The organism is Rhizobium sp. PK7-22 (assembly GCF_056530405.1).
This window is the reverse complement of record NZ_CP096514.1, coordinates 54520-73225: the sequence shown is the minus strand read 5'-3', so window position 1 is coordinate 73225 and position 18706 is coordinate 54520. Positions and strand designations below refer to the sequence as shown.

The following is an 18706-nucleotide window of genomic DNA, read 5'->3' as shown; positions in this document are numbered from 1 at the left end:
CGGCGGCGGGCCGGCACGCGTCTGCGGAGGCAGTTCATGCCGTCCTATATCCTCAAGCGGCTGCTTTCGATGATCCCCGTCCTGTTCGGACTGTCGGTCATCGTTTTCCTGGTGATGGCAATGATCCCGGGCGATCCGGCGATCGCCATCCTCGGCGCCTATGCGACGCCGGAGAATGTCGCGCGGATCAACAGCGATCTCGGCCTCGACAAGCCGCTCGTGCAGCAATACTTCATCTGGATCGGCAATGTCCTGCAGGGTGATTTCGGCCGCTCCTTTGCGCTCAATCGCCCGGTTCTGGACGAGGTGCTGGAGCGCTTCCAGGCGACGCTGGTGCTGGCCAGCGTCTCGCTCGTGCTGTGTTCGGTGATCGGTCTTGTGGCCGGCGTGGTTTCGGCAGTCCGGCAGTTCGGCTGGGTCGACAAGGTGATCACCTTTAGTGTGCTTGCCGGCATCTCCATGCCGTCCTTCGGGCTCGGCCTGATCCTGATCCTGCTCTTTGCCGTGAAGTGGCGGCTGCTGCCCGCCAGCGGCATGTATGCCGTCTACGGCGGTGGCGACCTGAAGGACCTCTTGCTTCACCTCATCCTGCCGGCCTCCACCCTTGCCGTGGTCGCGGCCGGCGTCATCGCCAGGCTGACACGCGCCGCCATGCTCGAGGTGCTGCGCCAGGACTTTATCCGCACCGCCAGAGCAAAAGGTCTGCCGGAACGCCGCGTCATCTATCGGCATGCCTTCCGGGCGGCGCTCGTCAGCGTCATTCCGGTGATCGGTATCCAGGCCGGCTTCGTGCTGGGCGGTGCCGTCTACATCGAGACCGTCTTCCAGTGGCCGGGCGTCGGGGCCATGCTGGTCAAGGCGATCTCCACCCGCGACATTCTCCTGGTGCAGGGCGGGGTGTTGGTCGTGGCGGGCAGCTATGTGCTTTTCAACCTCATCGCCGACGTGGTCCAGACGATGCTCGATCCGAGGATCCGCACATGAGCGATGCTCTCGCAACCCCATCGCAGCCGGCGGCAGGTTCCGGCCGCGTCTCCTCCTGGACGCTGCTCTTCAACAACCGGCTGGCGACCGTTGGACTCTGCATGCTGTCGGCGCTGGTGTTGCTGACGCTCCTGGCGCCGGTACTGCCGCTGCCCAATCCGGATGCCACGGCGCCCGCGGATCGTCTGCAGCCACTGTTTTCGCCAGGCCATATTCTCGGGACCGACCAGCTGGGCCGCGACATCCTCAGCCGCTTGATCTGGGGCAGCCGCGTTTCCATGGTCGTGGGCTTCTCGGCCACCCTGGTCGCGGCGGTGATCGGGTCGGCAATAGGCATCGTCTCGGGCTATGCCGGCGGGCGGACGGACAACCTGATGATGCGCGGCATCGACATGCTGATGGCCTTTCCCTACATCCTGCTGGCGCTGGCCATCGTCGCCGTGCTCGGCCCGGGGCTGATGAACGCCCTCTACGCCATTGCCGTCGTCAACATTCCCTTCTTCGCACGCAACGTGCGCGGCGTGACGCTGGGGCTCTCGCACCAGGAATTCGTCGATGCCGCACGGCTGTCCGGCAAGGGGCATCTGTCTATCGTCCTGACCGAGATCCTGCCCAATGTCCTGCCGGTCATCGTCATCACCATGTCGACCACCGCCGGCTGGATGATCCTGGAAACGGCCGGCCTCAGTTTTCTGGGCCTCGGGGCGCAACCGCCGCAGGCCGACCTCGGCTCGATGCTCGGCGAGGGGCGGGCGCAGCTCTTCACGGCGCCGCATGTCTCGGTGGTGCCGGGCGTGATGATCTTCCTGATCGTCATCAGCCTGAACGTGCTGGGTGATGGCATCCGCGACGTGCTCGATCCGCGTCTCAGGTCCGGCGCCCTCCTTCGTCCCAGTCCGGTGACGGCGGTCGATCCCGAACGCTCCCGGCCGAAGAACGGCATGCCGAGTGCGATCCTCGCGGTCGAGGGACTGGAAACCGGGTTCACGCGCAATGGTCACTATTCTGCGGCCGTCAGGGATGTCTCCCTGCATCTTCATCCGGGCGAATGCCTGGGACTGATCGGCGAAAGCGGTTCGGGAAAGAGCGTGACCGCCTTGTCCATCATGGGACTGGTCAGCTCACCGCCGGGGATCATCCGCAACGGGGCGATCTACCTGCATGGCGAGGACGTGCTGTCGATGCCACAGACCCGGCTGATCTCCGCCCGGGGAAGCCGTGTCGCCTATATCTTCCAAGACCCGTTGACGACGCTGCACCCGATGCATTCGATCGGCCCGCAGGTGGAGGAGGCGATCTCCGCGCACCAGACACTGAGCCGGCAGGCCCTGCGGGAGAGAAGCATCGCGCTGCTGGATCGCGTCGGGATCCCGGACGCTGAGAAGCGGGCGGGTCACTTCCCGCACCAGCTCTCCGGGGGGCAGCGGCAGCGGGTGGGGATTGCCATGGCGCTCGCCAATGATCCGGATGTCATCATTGCCGACGAGCCGACGACGGCGCTCGACGTCACCGTCCAGGCCCAGATCCTTGCGCTGTTGCGTGAGCTGCAACGGGAGCGGGGTATGGCCATGCTCTTCATCACGCATGATTTCGGGGTGGTGACGGAGATCTGCGATCGCGTCGCCGTCATGAGGGACGGCCGCATCGTGGAGACAGGCAAGACGCAGGCGGTGCTCGGCGACCCCCAGCACGACTACACGAAGCGCCTGATCGCCTGCGTGCCGGAGATCGGAACCGGCAAAAGCTTTCTCGACAGGGTGGCACCGCTCTTTGCAGCTGATGCGGAGGAACGATCATGAGCGGCAGCGCGATCGAGGTTCGTCATCTGACCAAGACGTTTGGCGGCGGGCGCTCGCTGTTCGGAACGGCGCGGCATGCGGTGAAAGCCGTCGATCAGGTTTCGCTCGTGCTGCAGCGGGGCGAAACGCTGGCGGTGGTGGGCGAGAGCGGATCGGGCAAGAGCACGCTTGCGCGCATGCTGGTCGGCCTAGAAGAGCCGACGTCCGGGGAGATGCGGATTGCCGGACGCGACGCCGGGGAGTTTCGTCGCGACGGCCCAAGGGCCTTCGGAAAGATGGTTCAATACGTGTTTCAGGATCCGGTCGCCTCTCTCAATCCGCGCAGGACGATCCGGCAGGCGCTGGAGGCGCCGCTGAAACTGCTTAACGGCTATGACACCGCCAAGCGGCAGGCGCGGATGACGGAACTGCTCGATGCGGTGCGGATGCCGAAGGACACGCTGGATCGCTACCCGCACGAGTTCTCCGGCGGTCAGGCGCAGCGCATCGCGATCGCAAGGGCGCTGGCGGCCGAGGCCGAGATCCTTATTCTTGATGAGCCGGTGAGCGCCCTCGACGTATCCGTACAGGCTCAGGTGCTGCTACTCCTGCGCGACCTGAAGCGGCAGTTCGGCCTTTCGTATCTGTTCATCAGCCACGACCTTGCCGTGGTGGAGGCGATCTCCGACCGCGTCGCGGTGATGCACCATGGTCGGGTCGTTGAAGAGGCGCCGACGGAGGAATTGTTCAAGGCTCCCCGCGATGCCTATACCCGCCAGTTGCTTGACAGTGCGCCGAAGATGAAGACCGGTTGAGGTCGACCAGTTGCTTCGGCGCAGGATCACGATAAACAGGATCGAGATGATGATCTTCGGCATCATTCTACTTGCCGGTGGCGGCGAACGCCCAATGTCACACCCAAGGCGAGAGATCAGACGAGGAGAGGCCAGGTCGTGAACGCGTTCTATTCCCTGTACAGCCATGAGTTCCTGCGCGTGGCGACATGTGTCCCTGCCACCGAAGTCGCGGATCCGGAGTTTGCCGTCGCTGAAACGCTGCGGCTGGCGGAGCTCGGACACGCCGACGGTGCGGCCGTCATGCTGTTTCCGGAACTCGGCCTTTCGTCCTACGCCATCGACGACCTGCTGCTCCAGGATGCGCTGCTCGATGCCGTCGAGCGGGCAATCGGCAGCATCGTCGAGGCCAGCAAGGATCTCTACCCGGTGCTGGCGGTCGGCGCGCCGCTGCGGGGCGACGGGCGGCTATACAACACTGGCGTGATCATCCATCGCGGCAAGATCCTTGGCGTCGTTCCCAAGGCCTATCTGCCGAATTACCGGGAGTTCTACGAGCGGCGCCACTTCTCTCCGGGCGCCGGCCTCACGGACGCCACCATCCCGGTCGCGGGACACCGCGTTCCTTTCGGCGTCGATCTGCTGTTTCGATCCGAGGGTTCAGTGCCCTTCACCTTCCACGTCGAGGTCTGCGAGGACTTCTGGGTGCCCCTGCCGCCATCGACGCGCGCGGCCATGGCGGGTGCGGAGGTGCTGCTCAATCTGTCGGCGAGCAATATCACCATCGGCAAGGCGGAGACCCGCCGGATGCTCTGCGCCAGCCAGTCCGCCCGCGCGGTTGCGGCCTATGCCTATTCGGCGGCGGGTCCGGGCGAATCCACCACCGACCTTGCCTGGGACGGCCACGCGGCCGTCTACGAATACGGCGACCTGCTGGCCGAGACGGAACGCTTTCCAACCGGCGGCACCTTCGTGACCGCCGACATTGATCTGGGTCGGTTGCGCCAGGAGCGGATGCGGCTCAACAGCTTTGCCGACTGCGCAAGGCAGGAGCTTCCGCAGGGACACGGCTATCGCAAGGTCGGATTCACGCTCGACAAGCCTGCCGACGTCGTGCCGCTCCGCCGCCGGATCGAGCGCTTCCCCTACGTGCCGTCGAACCCGGCGCGCCTGCGCGAAGACTGTTACGAGGCCTACAACATCCAGGTCCAAGGCCTCGCCAAGCGATTGGCCGCAACCGGCATCAAGCATCCGGTGATCGGCGTCTCCGGAGGGCTCGATTCCACCCAGGCGCTGATCGTCGCCGCGCGCGCGATGGACCTGATCGGCGAGGATCGCAAGAATATCCGCGCCTATACGCTGCCAGGCTTTGCCACGTCCGATTCAACCAAGAGCAATGCCTGGACGCTGATCAACAGTCTCGGCGTGACCGGTGAGGAAATCGACATCCGTCCGGCAGCGCGCCAGATGCTGGCCGATCTCGGCCATCCCTTCGGCGCCGGTGAGCCGGTCTACGACGTGACCTTCGAGAACGTGCAGGCTGGCCTGCGCACCGACTACCTGTTCCGTCTGGCCAACCAGATCGGTGGCCTGGTGGTCGGTACTGGCGATCTGTCGGAACTCGGGCTTGGCTGGTGCACCTATGGCGTCGGCGATCACATGTCGCACTACAACGTCAACGCGTCGGTCTCCAAGACGCTGATCCAGCATCTCATCCGCTTCGTCGCCCGTTCGGGCGATGTCACCCCGGAAACCGCCACGGTGCTGGAGGCCATTCTCGCCACCGAGATTTCACCGGAACTCGTGCCGCCGGGCGAGGAGGGCGTCCTGCAGTCGACGCAGGATATCGTCGGGCCCTATGCGCTGCAGGATTTCAATCTCTTCTATCTCACCCGCTATGGCTATCGGCCGTCGAAGATCGCCTTCCTGTCGTACAACGCCTGGAGCGATGCGGAGAGCGGCGGGTGGCCGCAGGACATTCCGGAAGACCAGAAGCGGGCCTATGCGATGGCGGACATCCGGCACTGGATGGAAGTCTTCCTGCGGCGCTTCTTCAACAACCAGTTCAAGCGCTCGGCCGCACCGAACGGCCCGAAGATTTCCTCCGGCGGCTCCCTGTCGCCACGAGGGGACTGGCGCGCACCGTCGGACGCCAGCGCGAAGGTCTGGCTTGCGGAACTTCGCGACAACGTGCCGACCGAATAGGCGCCAGTGAAAGGCGTCAATCGGTCTGTTGCGCCATCGACCTGCGCGGTCCGACGGACTGTCGCTCGATGATGTGGCAGGCGAGCTCTATCCGGCGCGGCAGTGCCGGCATCCCCGAGCAGATGTCGCGGAGCAGATCCACCGCGGTCATGCCGATCTCGCGCGCGGGGATGTGAACGGTGGTCAGGGGCGGGTTCAGGAAAGCGGCCTGCGGCAGGTCGTCCATGCCCATGACCGAGACGTCGCCGGGTACCGAATAGCCGGCGCTCTGGAGTGCCGCCATGGTGCCGACGGCCAAGCTCTCGCCGGCGGCCAGGACGGCCGTGAAATCCAGACCCCGCGCCGCAATCCGTTGGGCGATCGCCTGTTGCGCCAACTCCGGAAGCCAGTCGTCGACGGCCATGACCAGGTCTGGCGGGTGCGGCAGACCGCGATGCGCGAGGGCATCCTGCCATCCCTCCAGACGCCGCACGATCGTCCTTCGCCCCGGGCGCATCAGGAAAAGAACACGCTCATGTCCCTGCTCGATCAGGTAGTCGGTCGCCACCTGCGCCGCCGAGCGGTTGCAGGGCGTGACGCTGGAGAGGCGCATGAAGGGATCGTCGCCGTTGACGAGCACGACCGGTTTGCCGACATCGCGGGTGGCTGCGAGCATCCGTTCGTCATCGACGGTCAGAAACAGCAGACCCGCCACTTCCGGATCCGTGCGCGCTTCGTCCAGCACCCTTCGCTCCTCCGCTTCGTTGGCAATCGGCCGGGTGACGATGTCGATGCCGAGCGTCTGGGCGCGCTCCCGGATGCCCTCCAGCACGTAGAGGGTGAACTGATTGCGGACGTAGTCGATCATCGCGGCACTGGATGCGGCGAGAATCACCTTGGTGCCCGGCGTGGGATTGGGGAGTGCGTAATTCGCCGTCTTGGCGGCTTCGAGGATGCGGATGCGGACGTCGTCGCGCACGCCTTTCTCTCCGGAGAGCGCCCGCGAGACTGTGCTCAACGATACACCGACCTTCTTCGCGATGTCTTCAAGACGCACACGCCGTGGCTTTCTTCCTCGCTTGCCGGATCCCGTGTCCATGACTTCGCCCTCCCGTTTTGACAAACTGCAAAAAATTTTCAGATTGCGCAAGAATTTTTCAAATGCTTACATTCACTCGCCGCCTGGAGAGCGGTCTGTTCGGATAGCCTGAACAGTCTGGGAGGAAATGGCATGCATGAACCGGCGGGAGACATCCGTCGCAAGCTGGACCTGCTGGTGGCAGGAATGACGGGCTTGCGCCACGACGGACGTTTCGACGAGCCCAATCTCGACGGCACCGCCGGCGACTACATCTCCTTTGACAGCTGGGAATGGCCACAGGGCGTCGGCCTCTATGGGCTGATCCGCCTCTGGCTGTTCACCGGGCGGGAGGATCTGAAGCAGCTTGTCGAGGACTGGTATTCCGCACGACTTTCTGCCGGGCTTCCCTCCCTCAACGTCAACACGACCGCGCCGATGCTGGGACTGTCCGTCCTCTGGCGGGAAACCCGCGACCCCCGTTGGCAGAAGCCGCTGGACGACTGGGCCAACCGCGTGATGACCGATATGTCTCGCACGGAGGAAGGTGCCTTCGAGCATCACGTGTCGGACAAGATCAACCATCACGAACTCTGGGACGACACGCTCTACATGGTGGCGCTGTTCCTGGCCTCCTACGGTCAGGCCAGCGGACGACGGGAGCTGGTGGATGAGGCCGCGCGTCAGTTTATGGTGCATTCCCGCTACCTTGCCGATACCAGAAGCGGGCTCTGGTTCCACGGCTGGACCTTCGATGGTCGCCATAATTTCGCCGAGGCACGTTGGGCCCGCGGCAACGCCTGGATCACGGCGGGGATGCTGGACCTCTTCGATCTCGCCGAACTGCCGAAGCCGGTCGAGGATTTCCTGCGGGGCGTGCTGGTGGCGCAGGTCAATGCGCTGCTCCCCCTGCAGACGAGTTCCGGCGCCTGGCGCACTCTGCTCGACGATCCGACCTCCTACGAGGAGATTTCCGCCACCGCCGGGATCGGCTATGGCCTGCTGAAAGGCCACCGGCTGGGGCTCGGTGGACGGGCCTGGCAGGCCGCAGGTCTGAAAGCGGCACAGGCCGTCATGCGCAATATCGACGAGACAGGCACGGTGCTGAACGTCTCCTATGGTACGCGCATGGGCCACGACCTGCAGTTCTACAGGGACATCCCGATCCAGCCGACCGGTTACGGTCAGGCGCTATCGATCCTCTGCCTTTCTGAGGCGCTTCGCCACGCAGACGCAGGAGAACAGGCCGCATGACGATGAAGGTACTTTACGGAGCGGGTCCTGAGGACATCAAAGGCTATGACACCGAACGGCTGAGGGCGGAGTTCCTGGTCGAAGGCCTGTTCCAGCCGGATGAGGTTCGCCTCGTCTATACGCATGTGGATCGCCTCATCCTCGGCGGTGCCATGCCGTCCACCAAGACGCTGACCTTCGGCGGCGGCGAGGAGATCGGTACACCCTTCCTTTTGTCCGCACGCGAGATGGGGATCGCCAACCTCGGCGGCACCGGCACGATCACCGTCGACGGGCAGAGCTTCACGCTCGAGAACCGCGACGTGCTCTACGTCGGCCGCGGTGCGCAGGAGATCGCGGCATCGAGCGCGTCTTCGGACACGCCGGCGCGCTTCTACATGAACTCGGTCCCGGCCGGGGCCGAAATCCCGCACCGCCTCATCACGCAGGCGGAATCGAAGCCGCTCGATCTCGGCGAAGCCCGGCGGTCGAACAAGCGTCGGCTGCGCATGTATATCCATCCGCAGGTTGCGCCGTCCTGCCTGCTCCTGATGGGGATTACGGATCTTGCCGAAGGCAGCATCTGGAACACCATGCCGCCACATCTGCACGAGCGGCGGATGGAAGCCTACTGCTACTTCGATCTCTCGCCCGAGGATCGGGTCATCCATCTGATGGGACGGCCGGAGGAAACCCGGCATCTGGTCGTTGCCGATGGCGACGGCGTGCTCTCTCCGGCCTGGTCGATCCACATGGGAGCCGGCACCGGTCCCTATGCCTTCGTCTGGGGTATGACGGGAGAAAACCAGGAATACAACGACGTCGCCCCGGTGGCCCTTTCCGAACTGAGATGAGCAGATTGCGATGAACGCACAGACCCATTGGATGCAGAAGACGCTGAACGCCGGCGACCCGATCCGTTACTGGCAGATCGGAGCCGTCGCCGAAGAGCGCTTCGACGTGCCGGATGCGCCGATGAAGGGTGAGATGGACCCCTTCTTCTTCCTGACGAAGGTCAAGAACTTCATTCCACACGAATATCCGTGCCGGACGATCTTTGCGGATACCTTTCGTGGGAAGCGGCCTGAAGTCCGCGGGGAGTTCGAGCCCCAGCGCTGGTGGCTGCCGTTCGGGTCGCCGAGGCTCGATCTGTCGGGCTTCTGGTTCCGCCCGACCCGTCTTTCGACCTGGGTGCGCACCTACATCGACGCCGAAGCCGCCGGTACTGCCCGGATCCGCCTTGGAACCTGCGGTGGCGCGGTGATCTGGGCCAACGGCAGCGAGATCGGCTGGATGGCGCCCTACAGCCGCAATCTGGAAGTGAAGCAGGAGTTCGATCTGCCGCTGGTGGCGGGGCTGAACGAGGTTACCATCTTCTTCGACGATCTGGCGGAGCGCGACGCGCGCTACTTCTTCCAGCTCGACTATCTCTCCGGGCCGAAGGCCCGGCTGTCGCTGCCCGTGCCCGTCGCGGGTTCGGTAGCGGAAAGCCTGGAGACGGCGCTGGACGGCATGCATTTCGACCGGCCGCATTACTTCGGCGGTGACATCACCTTGCACCTTCCTAAGCCGCTGCCGGTGGAGGTTCATGCGAATGTCGCCATCGAAGGCGACTTCATGTCGAGGGAGCGCTTCGACGACGACTTCACGCTGCCCGCCGGTGCCAGGACGCTTGCCATCGGGCCGTCCGACCGCGCGCCCGCCGACTTCCGGCATTTCCGGGTCACCCTGAGCACGGGCGGGTTCGTCGCCTCCCGCTCGCTCGGCGTGGAGATCTGCCACACGGAGCGGCAGGGCAAGGCTGGGGCGACGCTCTCCGACCGGATCGTGGAAACGCTGGACGAGGTTTCGGAGCATTCCGAGCGCGATACCGTCCGCGCCTTCGCGCGCCTGGCGAGTGGTCGCGGCGGCGATGATACGGACGCGATGATCGAGGAGATCCTGCCGTCGATCGAGGATTGCCACGACTGCGCGGATTTCTCCCTGGTGCCGCTGCTCTGGTCGCGCACCGCCTGGGGCGGCGACATCGGCGAAGCGACACGGGACCGGATCGACGCCGCCATCCTCCACTATCGCTACTGGATGGATGAGCCGGGCAACGACGTGCAGTGGTATTTTTCCGAGAACCACGCGCTGCTGTTCCACACCTCCGCCTATCTCGCCGGCCACCTGCTTCCCGAGGCGACCTTCGTACGCTCGGGGCGTACAGGCGCCGAGCAGAGCAAGGTGGGTGCCGCCCGTGTGCGAGACTGGCTCGATCACTTCGAAAAGTGGGAGATGGCGGAGTTCAACTCGGCTCCCTATTTCCCGATCGACCTGAAGGGGCTGACCGCACTTGCGGCACTTTCGCCGGATCAGGACATCGCCGAGCGCGCCAAGGCGGGCATCGTGCGCCTGTGCGAGATCATCGCCCGGTCGGCACATCACGGCATGGTCACGGCGGCCCAGGGCCGATCCTACGAGCACACGCTTTGCGCCGGCCGCTCGCTGGAGCTTTCCGGGGTGGCGCGTCTGCTCTGGGGCAAGGGCTGGTACGGACGGCGCGTGCATGCCCTGCCGCAGCTGGCCGTCTGCCTGCGCGACCACGGGCTCGAGATCCCGCCGGCGCTGGAGGCCATCGCCGACCACCGGACGACCCAGCATCAGGAATGGCGGTTCGCGCAGGGCGACGGCAGCTTTGCGGCGCTCTATCACTACAAGAGCGAACATTTCGCCATGGGATCCACGGTCCACTACCGGTGGGACGAATGGGGTTACCAGGAAACGGTGCTTCACCTGCGGCTCGGCGAAAAGCCGGAGGCGGCCGTCTGGATCAACCATCCGGGCGAGAGCATCCAGTTCGGGTACGGGCGTCCGTCCTATTGGGGCGGATGCGGGACCGTGCCGCGGGTGCAGCAGTACCGCGGCCTTGCGGTCGCCGAATTCACGCTGAAGCCGGAGCAGCCGGATTTCACCCATGCCTGGTTTCCGCAAGGCGACTTCGATGAGGTGCGCGTGTCCGGCGATACGGCGCTCGCCAGAAGCGGCCGCGGGGCGCTGTTCCTCAAGGGCAGCGGAGATCTCGTGGCGGTGGAGGAGGGGCCATCGGCAGGAAATGAGCTGCGCCAACACGGGATGACGAGCCGCTGGATTGTTCGCGTCTGCGAGGCAGACGACCTGTCATCCGTCGAACATCGCTTTTCAACGCTCGCCGTCAGCCGAGAGGCCGACGGCATTCTGGTAATCGACGATCCCGAATACGGCGCCGTGCGCTTCCATCCGGACGGCTCCGTCGATGCGGAGGGGCGTCGGATTCAGCGAAGTGATTATACCGTCACGGGTGAAGCAATTATGCTTTGATCCGCAACAACCGGACGGGAGGAGGCCCTGTCCACCAAAGGGAGGAACTAGCATGCAGACCAAATCCATCATTGCGGGACTTGCGCTCGCACTTCTGACATCCACGGCCGCCAGCGCCGGCGACGTCCGGGTCATGTGGTACTCGGACGGCGTAGAGGGCGAAGTCATGAAGGATCTCGTCGATCGCTTCATGAGCGAAAATCCGGGCATCAACGTGATTCTCGACAATGTCGCCTACAGCGTCATCAAGGAGCAGCTGCCGGTGCAGCTCGAAGCCGGAAACGGCCCCGATGTCGCGCGCGTCACGGCGATCAAGGATCTGGCCAAGCACTGGCTGGACCTTCGTCCGCTCGTCAAGGATCCCGCCTATTGGGACGAGAACTTCGGCGACAAGGCCGACTGGATGCGACCCGACGGCTCCGACCAGATTTCCGGCTTCATGACGCAGCTGACGCTGACCGGCGGTTTTGCCAACAAGACACTGTTCGACCAGGCGGGGGTCGCCATGCCGGGTCCGCAGGCAACCTGGGAGGAATGGGCGGCAGCGTCCAAGCAGGTGGCCGACAGCCAGCAGGTGCCGTTCGCCATGGCGATCGACCGTTCCGGCCATCGGCTTACCGCTCCAATGCTGTCCTACGGCGTCAACTACATCGGAGAGGACGGCAAGCCCGCCCCTCTCGACCAGGGTGCCAAGGACTTCCTGACCAGCTTCGTCAACTGGACCGAAGAAGGTGTCTTTGCCAAGGACGTCTGGGTATCTGCGGCCGGCAACACCTATCGTGCCGCGGCCGAGGACTTCATCAACGGCCAGCTTGCATTCTACTACTCTGGTTCGTGGCAGGTGGCGAACCTGACCACCAAGATCGGTAACAACTTCGACTGGGTCGCCACCGGCAGCCCCTGCGGCCCCGCTGCCTGCACGGGCATGCCGGGCGGCGCCGCGCTTGTAGCGGTGAAATACACGAAGAACCCGGAAGAAGTGGCCACCTTCATGGACTGGATGGCGCGGGAGGAGATCGTTCGCGAGTTCTCCGAGCGCACGCTGTTCCTGCCTGCCCACAAGGGGGTCGTCGAGAAGGGCGGGTTGAACTTCCAGACGGACAACGAGCAGGCCAAGGCCGCGCTCGGGACCTTTGTGGAGGCGTCCAAGGCAACTTCGGAAACGGCGCTGAAGCTGCCGGCATGGCGTTGGGCCGATACGGTCTATGCCGCCATTGTCACCCGTGTCGGCCAGACGCTGGCGGGCGAGCTGTCGCTCGAGGACGCATTTGCCCGCATCGATTCCGACATCGCCCAGAAGGTCAAGGATGCCGGCCTCTGATGGCCATCACGCCTGATCTGCCAAGACTGGCTCTCCCCCGCGGGGGAGAGCTTCAACTCTGGATTCGTGATTATCTGCCCACTGGAGGAGCCGCATGACACCGCCCGCTGCCGGCAGCCCCGCGCCATCGCGCTCGTTCGGATCGATCCTTCTCGCGCCCGTCAAACTCGTCATGGGCGTGATCGACATCCCCCTGCGGGCACTGCAGAAGGCCACCGGCATTTCCGGCATGGCGATCTTCTTCCTGGCGCCGAACATGCTGATCTTCGGCATCTTCGTGCTGCTGCCGCTGGCGATCAACTTCGTCTACTCGATGACGGGCGGCACGGCCTTCTTTCTGGCCGACCGCACCTTCATCGGGCTCGACCAGTACGACCGCCTGTTCGAATGCTCCAATTACCTCGATCCGATGTCCTGCCAGGAGGATGCCTTCTGGACCGCCGTCGGCAATACCGGCTGGTTCGTCGTGCTGCAGGTGACGTTGATGATCCTGGTCGCGCTCGGTACGGCCCTGATCCTCAACCGTGAACTCAGGGCCCGCTCCTTCTGGCGTGCCGTCTTCTTCTTCCCCGTCCTGTTGTCGCCGGTCGTCGTCGGCCTGATCTGGAAATGGATCCTGCAGCGGCAGGGCCTGTTGAATTTCGCGCTGTTCGAAATGGGCATGGAGCCGCACAACTGGCTGACCGACCGCACCTGGGCCTTCGTCGCAGCCGTCGGCGTCTCGATCTGGGCGCATATGGGCTTCTACGCGCTGATCCTGCTGGCCGGCCTGCAGGCGATCCCCAAGGATCTCTATGAAGCTGCCGAAATGGACGGGACGAAGGCCTCACGCGTCTTCTGGCGCATCACGCTGCCACTGCTGGCGCCGAACCTGCTCGTCGTCGTCGTGCTCGCCCTGATCAAGGCGGTGCAGGTCTTCGACGAGGTCTATGTCCTGACCGGCGGCGGACCGGGCACCAGCACGATGTTCCTGACGCAGTACATCTACGAGACCGGCTTTGCCTCGCAGCTACGCAATCCAGGGCTGGCGGCTGCGGCCTCGATCCTGATGGGGCTGGTGCTTGTGGTCCTGACGCTGTTCCAGCTCGGTATTGGCCGCAAGACCGAACCCAAGAAGGGGAAGACATAATGGGCGCTGCTTTACGGTTCATCTTCCGCCGCCGGGGCGGCAAGGGCTGGCACTGGACGGATATCGTCACCTGGGTCTGGCTCGTCGGCGGGCTGCTGATCATGTTCGGCCCGGCCGTCTGGCTTGGCTTCTCCTCGTTCAAGTCACCCGCGGCACTTGCCGAGTTTCCGCCCACCATCCTGCCCTATGTGACGCAGCAGGTTCAGGTCGAGGGTTACGACCAGCCGCTGGCGCTCTACGAGGCGACCTTGCCGGACGGGAGCACGCAGGTGCTGGCCGAGGTGCGGCGGATCGGGATCGTCAGCCAGATGGTCGATCCGAATGCGCCGGGCGAGATCATCCGCGTCAACATCGGCGATCGGACGCCTGTTCGCACCATGTCGTTTGCCACCGAGAACTACACCGAACCCTTCGTGCAGTTCGATTTCGTCCAGTATCTCTGGAACTCGGTGTTCGTGACGGTGACGGCGACGCTGATCACCCTCGTCGTCAACTCGATGGCCGCCTTCGCTCTCTCGAAGTACGAGTTCAAAGGTCGGTCGGTGGCCATGCTGATCATCCTGGCGACGCTCATGGTGCCGCTCTCGGTGATCATGGTGCCGCTCTACTCGATCATCTCGGCGATCGGCCTGTTCAACAACCTCTGGGGGGTGATCCTGCCGACGGTCGCCACGCCGACGGGCGTCTTCATCCTGCGGCAATACATGCTGACGATCCCGGACGAGCTCATCGATGCCGCCCGCATGGACAAGGCCTCCGAGTGGCAGATCTACTGGCGTATCGTACTGCCGCTGGCGGCGCCCGCACTTGCGGTGCTCGCCATCTTCTCGGTGGTCTGGCGGTGGAACGACTTCCTGTGGCCGCTGATCGTGCTTTCGCGCCGCGAACTCTACACCCTGCAGGTGGGCTTGAGCATCTACGCGGGCGAGCTGAACGTGCAGTGGCACTTCATCCTGGCCATGACGGTCGTCACCATGATCCCGGTCGTCCTCGTCTTCATCTTCCTGCAACGCTTCATCACCACCGGCATTGCCGGCACCGGACTGAAATGAGGATCCGCAAATGGGCCAGATAACGCTCACCGACATCAAGAAGTCCTTCGGCGCCATCGACGTGCTCCACGATATCAACCTGCATATCGATGACGGCGAACTCATTGTCTTCGTCGGTCCGTCGGGCTGCGGGAAATCGACCCTGCTGCGGGTGATCGCCGGCCTGGAGAAGGTGACCGGCGGCAGCATCGACATCGACGGCCGGCGCGTCAACGACGTCACGGCGGCGGAACGGGGGCTCGCCATGGTCTTCCAGTCCTATGCGCTCTACCCGCACATGACGGTGCGCCAGAACCTCGCCTTCGGGCTGGAAAACTCCAAGATGCCGAAGGCCGAAGTCGCTGAACGGATCGGCGAAGCGGCCCGCATGCTGGAGATCGATGCCTATCTGGACCGTCGGCCCGGCCAGCTTTCCGGCGGTCAGCGCCAGCGGGTGGCGATCGGCCGTGCCATCGTGCGCCGTCCCGTCGCCTTCCTGCTCGACGAGCCGCTCTCCAACCTCGACGCCGAGCTTCGGGTCTCGACACGGGCGGAACTTGCCGCTCTCCATGCGCGGCTGTCGTCGACGATGATCTATGTGACCCATGACCAAGTGGAGGCCATGACGCTCGCCGACCGGATCGTGGTGATGCGGGCCGGGCGGATCGAGCAGGTCGGTACGCCGCTCGAGCTCTACAACACGCCCGCCAACCGGTTCGTCGCCGGCTTCATCGGCGCGCCGCACATGAACTTCCTGCAGGGAGAGGTCATCGAGCGCACCGGGGATTCGGCCATTATCTCCGTGGCGGGCGGCGTCAGGCTCCATCTCCCGGTGGAAGGGTCACTCGCCAAGGGACAGAAACTGACGGTGGGCGTTCGACCTCAGCATCTGACCGTCAGCGCCGACGCCGCAAGCCCGAAGGTCAAGCTTCGGCTCGTGGAAGCGCTGGGCTCGGAGACGGTGATCCATGGCGAGATCAACGGCGAAAGGTTGATGGCGGTCCTGCCCGGCCAGCAGCGCTACCAGGCGGGCGACGAAGTGCCTCTCGATCTCGAGGCGGCTCCGCTGCATCTGTTCGACGAGAACGGCATGCGGATCTTCTCGACCACCGGCACGCTACGCCGTCTGTCCGCCTGAGCGCAGCGGCGGCGGGTGCACCGCCGGATATTCTACAAAGAGATAACGTGAGTGATCAGCCCGCGGGTGGGGCTAATCTACGTGGTGCATAAGGAAATTCTGACGAAAATCAGCTTCGTTCGGCGAAACGCCCGAACATGCCTCTTGAAAAGCACAGCGGCTCGCCGTCGCGCAGCGCCACCCTCAGCACCCTGCCGAGAATGATCGTGTGGTCGCCAGCGTCATGGACCTCGGAGCGGCGGCATTCGAAGCGGGCAATCGTGCCCGGCAGTATGGGTGTGCCTTCCGTGTTGAGCGTCCATGGCAAATCGGCGAAAGCGGAGCCACCGCGCGAAAAAGCGCTGCACAGGGCATCCTGCTCGGCACCGAGAACGTGGACGGCGAAATGCGTCGCTGCGGTAAACAGCGCATGCTTCGTCGAACTCTTGGCGGGCGACCAGAGCACCAGGGGCGGGTCGAGGGAGACGGAGGCGAAACTGTTGACCGTCATGCCGATCGGTCCCTGGTCGGCCATGGCAGTGACGACGGTCACACCGGTCGTGAAACTCCCAAGCGCGTTCCTATAGGCGCGCTGGTCGCCCTGCTCCGGGACGATCAGCATTTCCGAGGAGACGGTGCTATCCGTGGTGCTCGTCATCAGGGGACCTCCTTGCCGATCGCCAGGGTATAGAGTTCGAACCAGGTCTGCCGGTCCAGCGTCACCTTGGCCGCATCCGAAAGGCTGCGGATGCGGTCCAGATTGTTGGTGCCCATGACGGGCAGGATCTGCGCGGGGTGATGCAGCAGCCAGGCGATCGCGACCGCACTCGGCTCGACGCCCTGTTCGGCCGCAAGCGCCTGAAGCCTGGCCTGCAGTGCGGGATGGTTACCCGAGAACAGCGCGCCGCCACCAAGCGGCGACCAGCCCATCGGCGGGATCACCCGCTCCTGGAGATAGGCAAGGTCGCCGTTGACGAAGGCATCGGTGGCGAGAAGGCTCACTTCGATCTGGTTGGTGACGAGGGGTGTCTCCATCGAAGACTGCAGCAGCGAGAAATCCCAAGGCCTAAAGTTCGAGACGCCGACGGCGCGCACCTTGCCGGATGCGACCAGTTCATCGAGCGCCGTTCCCGTCTCGTCGGGGTCGATCAGTGGATCGGGGCGGTGAATGAGAAGAAGATCGACATAGTCGGTCGCCATGTCGCGCAGCGAAGCTTCGACCGAGGCGGCGATGTGCGCAGCGCTGGTGTCATAATGCTTGACCCGAGACGCGGAATGACGACCGGCCGGAACTACGATGCCGCATTTGGTGATGATCTCGATCTTCTCGCGCAGATGCGGTGCCGCCTTCAGGGCTCCGCCGAAGATGGCTTCCGCCGTGTAGCCTCCGTAGATGTCGGCCTGGTCCATCGTGGTGATGCCTTGCTCCAGGCACGCCTCCACCTTGGCCTGAACGTGGGCGGGGGAGGTGTCTACAGCGTCGCCCAGCCGCCACATGCCGTAGATGATGCGGCTGACGGTCAGGTCTGGCGAAAGGGAAATGCGGTCCATCAGTGGCGTTCTCCAGTGCCCAGCGGTGTCGCCGGGGTTTCGTTCGGGACGCGGCCGTAGGCATGCGGCAGCGAGCAGGTCTTCAGGTGGGGAAGCACTTTCGTGCCGAAGTGTTCCGCCTCGTCGAGATGCGGATAGCCGGAAAAGATGAAGGCGCGAATCCCCATCTTCCGATAGGCCTCGATTTCCGTCAGCACCTGATCCACGGAACCGACGAGCGCCGCACCGCAGCCGGAGCGGGCGCGACCGATGCCGGTCCAGAGATGGGGCTCCACATAGCCGAACTGATCGGCCAGTTCCCGGGCCCGCGCCTGGTGTGCAACTCCCAGCGAAATGCTGTCGTGCGCCCGTGAGCGGATCAGCTTGCCGTATTCGTCGTCGAGCTTCGAGACGAGATGCTCGGCGTACTCGCGCGCTTCCTGCTCGGTGTCGCGAACGACCATGTGGACGCGCAGACCGTAGTCCAGCATGCGGCCATGCGCTTCAGCTCGCGCATGGACTGCCCGCATGCGCTCCGCGAGCTGCTCCTTCGGCTCGGGCCACATCAGGTAGACGTCGCACTGCGCGCCGCACAGTTCCAGCGCATCGGGTGAGTAACCACCGAAGTAGAGGAGCGGGCCGCCGTTCTGCTGGTAGGGCCGGGCCGGCTCGGTCGATACGCCCTTGAACCGGTAGACTTCGCCGTCGTGGTCGATCGTGTCGCGCGTCCAGGCCTGGCGCAGGATCTGCACGACCTCATGGCTGCGCTTGTAGCGATAGGCGCTGTCGGCCACTTCGCCCGGAAAATCCGAGCTGATGACGTTGAGCGTCAGGCGCCCCTTCAGCATGTGGTCGAGCGTGGCGACGGTGCGGGCCAGCATGATGGGCTGCATCTCGCCGCAGCGGATGGCGGCCAGCATGTTGATCCGATCGGTGATCGGCGCGCAGCCGGCAACGAAGCTCAGGGTATCCTGACCGACCTGGTAGGAGGAGGGGCAGAGGATGTTGCGGAAGCCAAGAGCTTCCGCCTTGCGGACGATGCCGGAGCAGTGCTCCCAGCTTGATCTCAGCGTCCCGTCCGGCACGCCGAGATATTCGTAGTCATCGGAACAGAGGGCCGCGAACCACGACACTTCCGCGGCATCAAGGTCGGCAGAACGAACCGGCACGACTGTCATGAAAAATCTC

Annotated in this window: 15 protein-coding genes; 11 read left to right on the top strand and 4 right to left on the bottom strand. The window is 64.4% G+C overall.

The features are described from left to right. Positions 1-36: 36 nt before the first annotated feature. The 4 genes from M1E10_RS05155 (at position 37) to M1E10_RS05140 (ending at position 5761) form a co-directional block, all read left to right on the top strand. Positions 37-984 carry an ABC transporter permease gene (locus M1E10_RS05155; protein WP_499175319.1) on the top strand — a complete coding sequence of 316 codons (948 nt, stop codon included), beginning with the start codon at positions 37-39 and terminating at the stop codon, positions 982-984. Beyond that, a complete protein-coding gene (locus tag M1E10_RS05150) occupies positions 981-2783 on the top strand; it encodes an ABC transporter permease subunit (RefSeq protein WP_499175318.1) in 1803 nt (600 codons plus the stop codon). Before M1E10_RS05155 ends, M1E10_RS05150 begins: the two co-directional genes overlap by 4 nt. After that, on the top strand, positions 2780-3577 hold the full coding sequence (locus M1E10_RS05145; RefSeq protein WP_499175317.1) for an ABC transporter ATP-binding protein: 798 nt from the start codon (positions 2780-2782) through the stop codon (positions 3575-3577). The genes M1E10_RS05150 and M1E10_RS05145 overlap by 4 nt, the downstream gene beginning before the upstream one ends. Before the next feature lie 138 nt (positions 3578-3715). Then, on the top strand, positions 3716-5761 hold the full coding sequence (locus tag M1E10_RS05140; protein WP_499175316.1) for a glutamine-dependent NAD(+) synthetase: 2046 nt from the start codon (positions 3716-3718) through the stop codon (positions 5759-5761). Between the two features lie 16 nt (positions 5762-5777). Here the strand turns inward: M1E10_RS05140 and M1E10_RS05135 are convergent, their stop codons facing one another. Next, on the bottom strand, positions 5778-6839 hold the full coding sequence (locus M1E10_RS05135) for a LacI family DNA-binding transcriptional regulator (RefSeq protein ID WP_499175315.1): 1062 nt from the start codon (positions 6837-6839) through the stop codon (positions 5778-5780). Positions 6840-6971: 132 nt separating this feature from the next. On the opposite strand from M1E10_RS05135, the gene bglB reads away from it, so the two are divergent. From bglB to M1E10_RS05100, 7 genes are all read left to right on the top strand, one after another. Continuing rightward, the gene (bglB, locus tag M1E10_RS05130; RefSeq protein WP_499175314.1) at positions 6972-8072 is read left to right on the top strand and encodes a glycoside hydrolase family 88/105 protein; all 1101 of its coding nucleotides are present in this window, start codon (positions 6972-6974) and stop codon (positions 8070-8072) included. Further along, positions 8069-8905 carry a 5-dehydro-4-deoxy-D-glucuronate isomerase gene (gene kduI, locus M1E10_RS05125; protein ID WP_499175313.1) on the top strand — a complete coding sequence of 279 codons (837 nt, stop codon included), beginning with the start codon at positions 8069-8071 and terminating at the stop codon, positions 8903-8905. The genes bglB and kduI overlap by 4 nt, the downstream gene beginning before the upstream one ends. Before the next feature lie 10 nt (positions 8906-8915). Beyond that, complete coding sequence (locus M1E10_RS05120) at positions 8916-11390, top strand: hypothetical protein (protein WP_499175312.1); 2475 nt, start codon at positions 8916-8918, stop codon at positions 11388-11390. A 52-nt stretch (positions 11391-11442) separates the two neighbouring features. Next, entirely contained in the window at positions 11443-12711 is a 1269-nt protein-coding gene (locus M1E10_RS05115; RefSeq protein ID WP_499175311.1) for an ABC transporter substrate-binding protein, read from the top strand. Positions 12712-12805: 94 nt separating this feature from the next. After that, on the top strand, positions 12806-13840 hold the full coding sequence (locus M1E10_RS05110) for a carbohydrate ABC transporter permease (RefSeq protein WP_499175310.1): 1035 nt from the start codon (positions 12806-12808) through the stop codon (positions 13838-13840). Continuing rightward, positions 13840-14892 (top strand): carbohydrate ABC transporter permease, encoded by a 1053-nt coding sequence (locus tag M1E10_RS05105; protein ID WP_499175309.1) that lies wholly within the window; start codon positions 13840-13842, stop codon positions 14890-14892. Before M1E10_RS05110 ends, M1E10_RS05105 begins: the two co-directional genes overlap by 1 nt. A 10-nt stretch (positions 14893-14902) precedes the next feature. Continuing rightward, positions 14903-16009 (top strand): ABC transporter ATP-binding protein, encoded by a 1107-nt coding sequence (locus M1E10_RS05100; protein WP_499175308.1) that lies wholly within the window; start codon positions 14903-14905, stop codon positions 16007-16009. 109 nt (positions 16010-16118) lie between these two features. Here M1E10_RS05100 and M1E10_RS05095 read toward each other — a convergent pair whose 3' ends face one another. Genes M1E10_RS05095 through M1E10_RS05085 form a run of 3 tightly spaced genes read right to left on the bottom strand, consistent with a single transcriptional unit; the run spans position 16119 to position 18696 of the window. Continuing rightward, the gene (locus M1E10_RS05095; RefSeq protein ID WP_499175307.1) at positions 16119-16646 is read right to left on the bottom strand and encodes a flavin reductase family protein; all 528 of its coding nucleotides are present in this window, start codon (positions 16644-16646) and stop codon (positions 16119-16121) included. Further along, positions 16646-17539, bottom strand: a complete 894-nt coding sequence (locus tag M1E10_RS05090; RefSeq protein WP_499175306.1) for an aldo/keto reductase — start codon at positions 17537-17539, stop codon at positions 16646-16648. The genes M1E10_RS05095 and M1E10_RS05090 overlap by 1 nt, the downstream gene beginning before the upstream one ends. Next, positions 17539-18696 carry an LLM class flavin-dependent oxidoreductase gene (locus M1E10_RS05085; RefSeq protein WP_499175305.1) on the bottom strand — a complete coding sequence of 386 codons (1158 nt, stop codon included), beginning with the start codon at positions 18694-18696 and terminating at the stop codon, positions 17539-17541. The genes M1E10_RS05090 and M1E10_RS05085 overlap by 1 nt, the downstream gene beginning before the upstream one ends. Between the last annotated feature and the right edge of the window lie 10 nt (positions 18697-18706).

Coding starts and splice junctions, on each gene's coding strand:
- M1E10_RS05155 (WP_499175319.1), top strand. CDS start 37: ATGCCGTCCTATATCCTCAAGCGGCTGCTTTCGATGATCCCCGTCCTG.
- M1E10_RS05150 (WP_499175318.1), top strand. CDS start 981: ATGAGCGATGCTCTCGCAACCCCATCGCAGCCGGCGGCAGGTTCCGGC.
- M1E10_RS05145 (WP_499175317.1), top strand. CDS start 2,780: ATGAGCGGCAGCGCGATCGAGGTTCGTCATCTGACCAAGACGTTTGGC.
- M1E10_RS05135 (WP_499175315.1), bottom strand. CDS start 6,839: ATGGACACGGGATCCGGCAAGCGAGGAAGAAAGCCACGGCGTGTGCGT.
- bglB (WP_499175314.1), top strand. CDS start 6,972: ATGCATGAACCGGCGGGAGACATCCGTCGCAAGCTGGACCTGCTGGTG.
- kduI (WP_499175313.1), top strand. CDS start 8,069: ATGACGATGAAGGTACTTTACGGAGCGGGTCCTGAGGACATCAAAGGC.
- M1E10_RS05120 (WP_499175312.1), top strand. CDS start 8,916: ATGAACGCACAGACCCATTGGATGCAGAAGACGCTGAACGCCGGCGAC.
- M1E10_RS05115 (WP_499175311.1), top strand. CDS start 11,443: ATGCAGACCAAATCCATCATTGCGGGACTTGCGCTCGCACTTCTGACA.
- M1E10_RS05110 (WP_499175310.1), top strand. CDS start 12,806: ATGACACCGCCCGCTGCCGGCAGCCCCGCGCCATCGCGCTCGTTCGGA.
- M1E10_RS05105 (WP_499175309.1), top strand. CDS start 13,840: ATGGGCGCTGCTTTACGGTTCATCTTCCGCCGCCGGGGCGGCAAGGGC.
- M1E10_RS05100 (WP_499175308.1), top strand. CDS start 14,903: ATGGGCCAGATAACGCTCACCGACATCAAGAAGTCCTTCGGCGCCATC.
- M1E10_RS05095 (WP_499175307.1), bottom strand. CDS start 16,646: ATGACGAGCACCACGGATAGCACCGTCTCCTCGGAAATGCTGATCGTC.
- M1E10_RS05090 (WP_499175306.1), bottom strand. CDS start 17,539: ATGGACCGCATTTCCCTTTCGCCAGACCTGACCGTCAGCCGCATCATC.
- M1E10_RS05085 (WP_499175305.1), bottom strand. CDS start 18,696: ATGACAGTCGTGCCGGTTCGTTCTGCCGACCTTGATGCCGCGGAAGTG.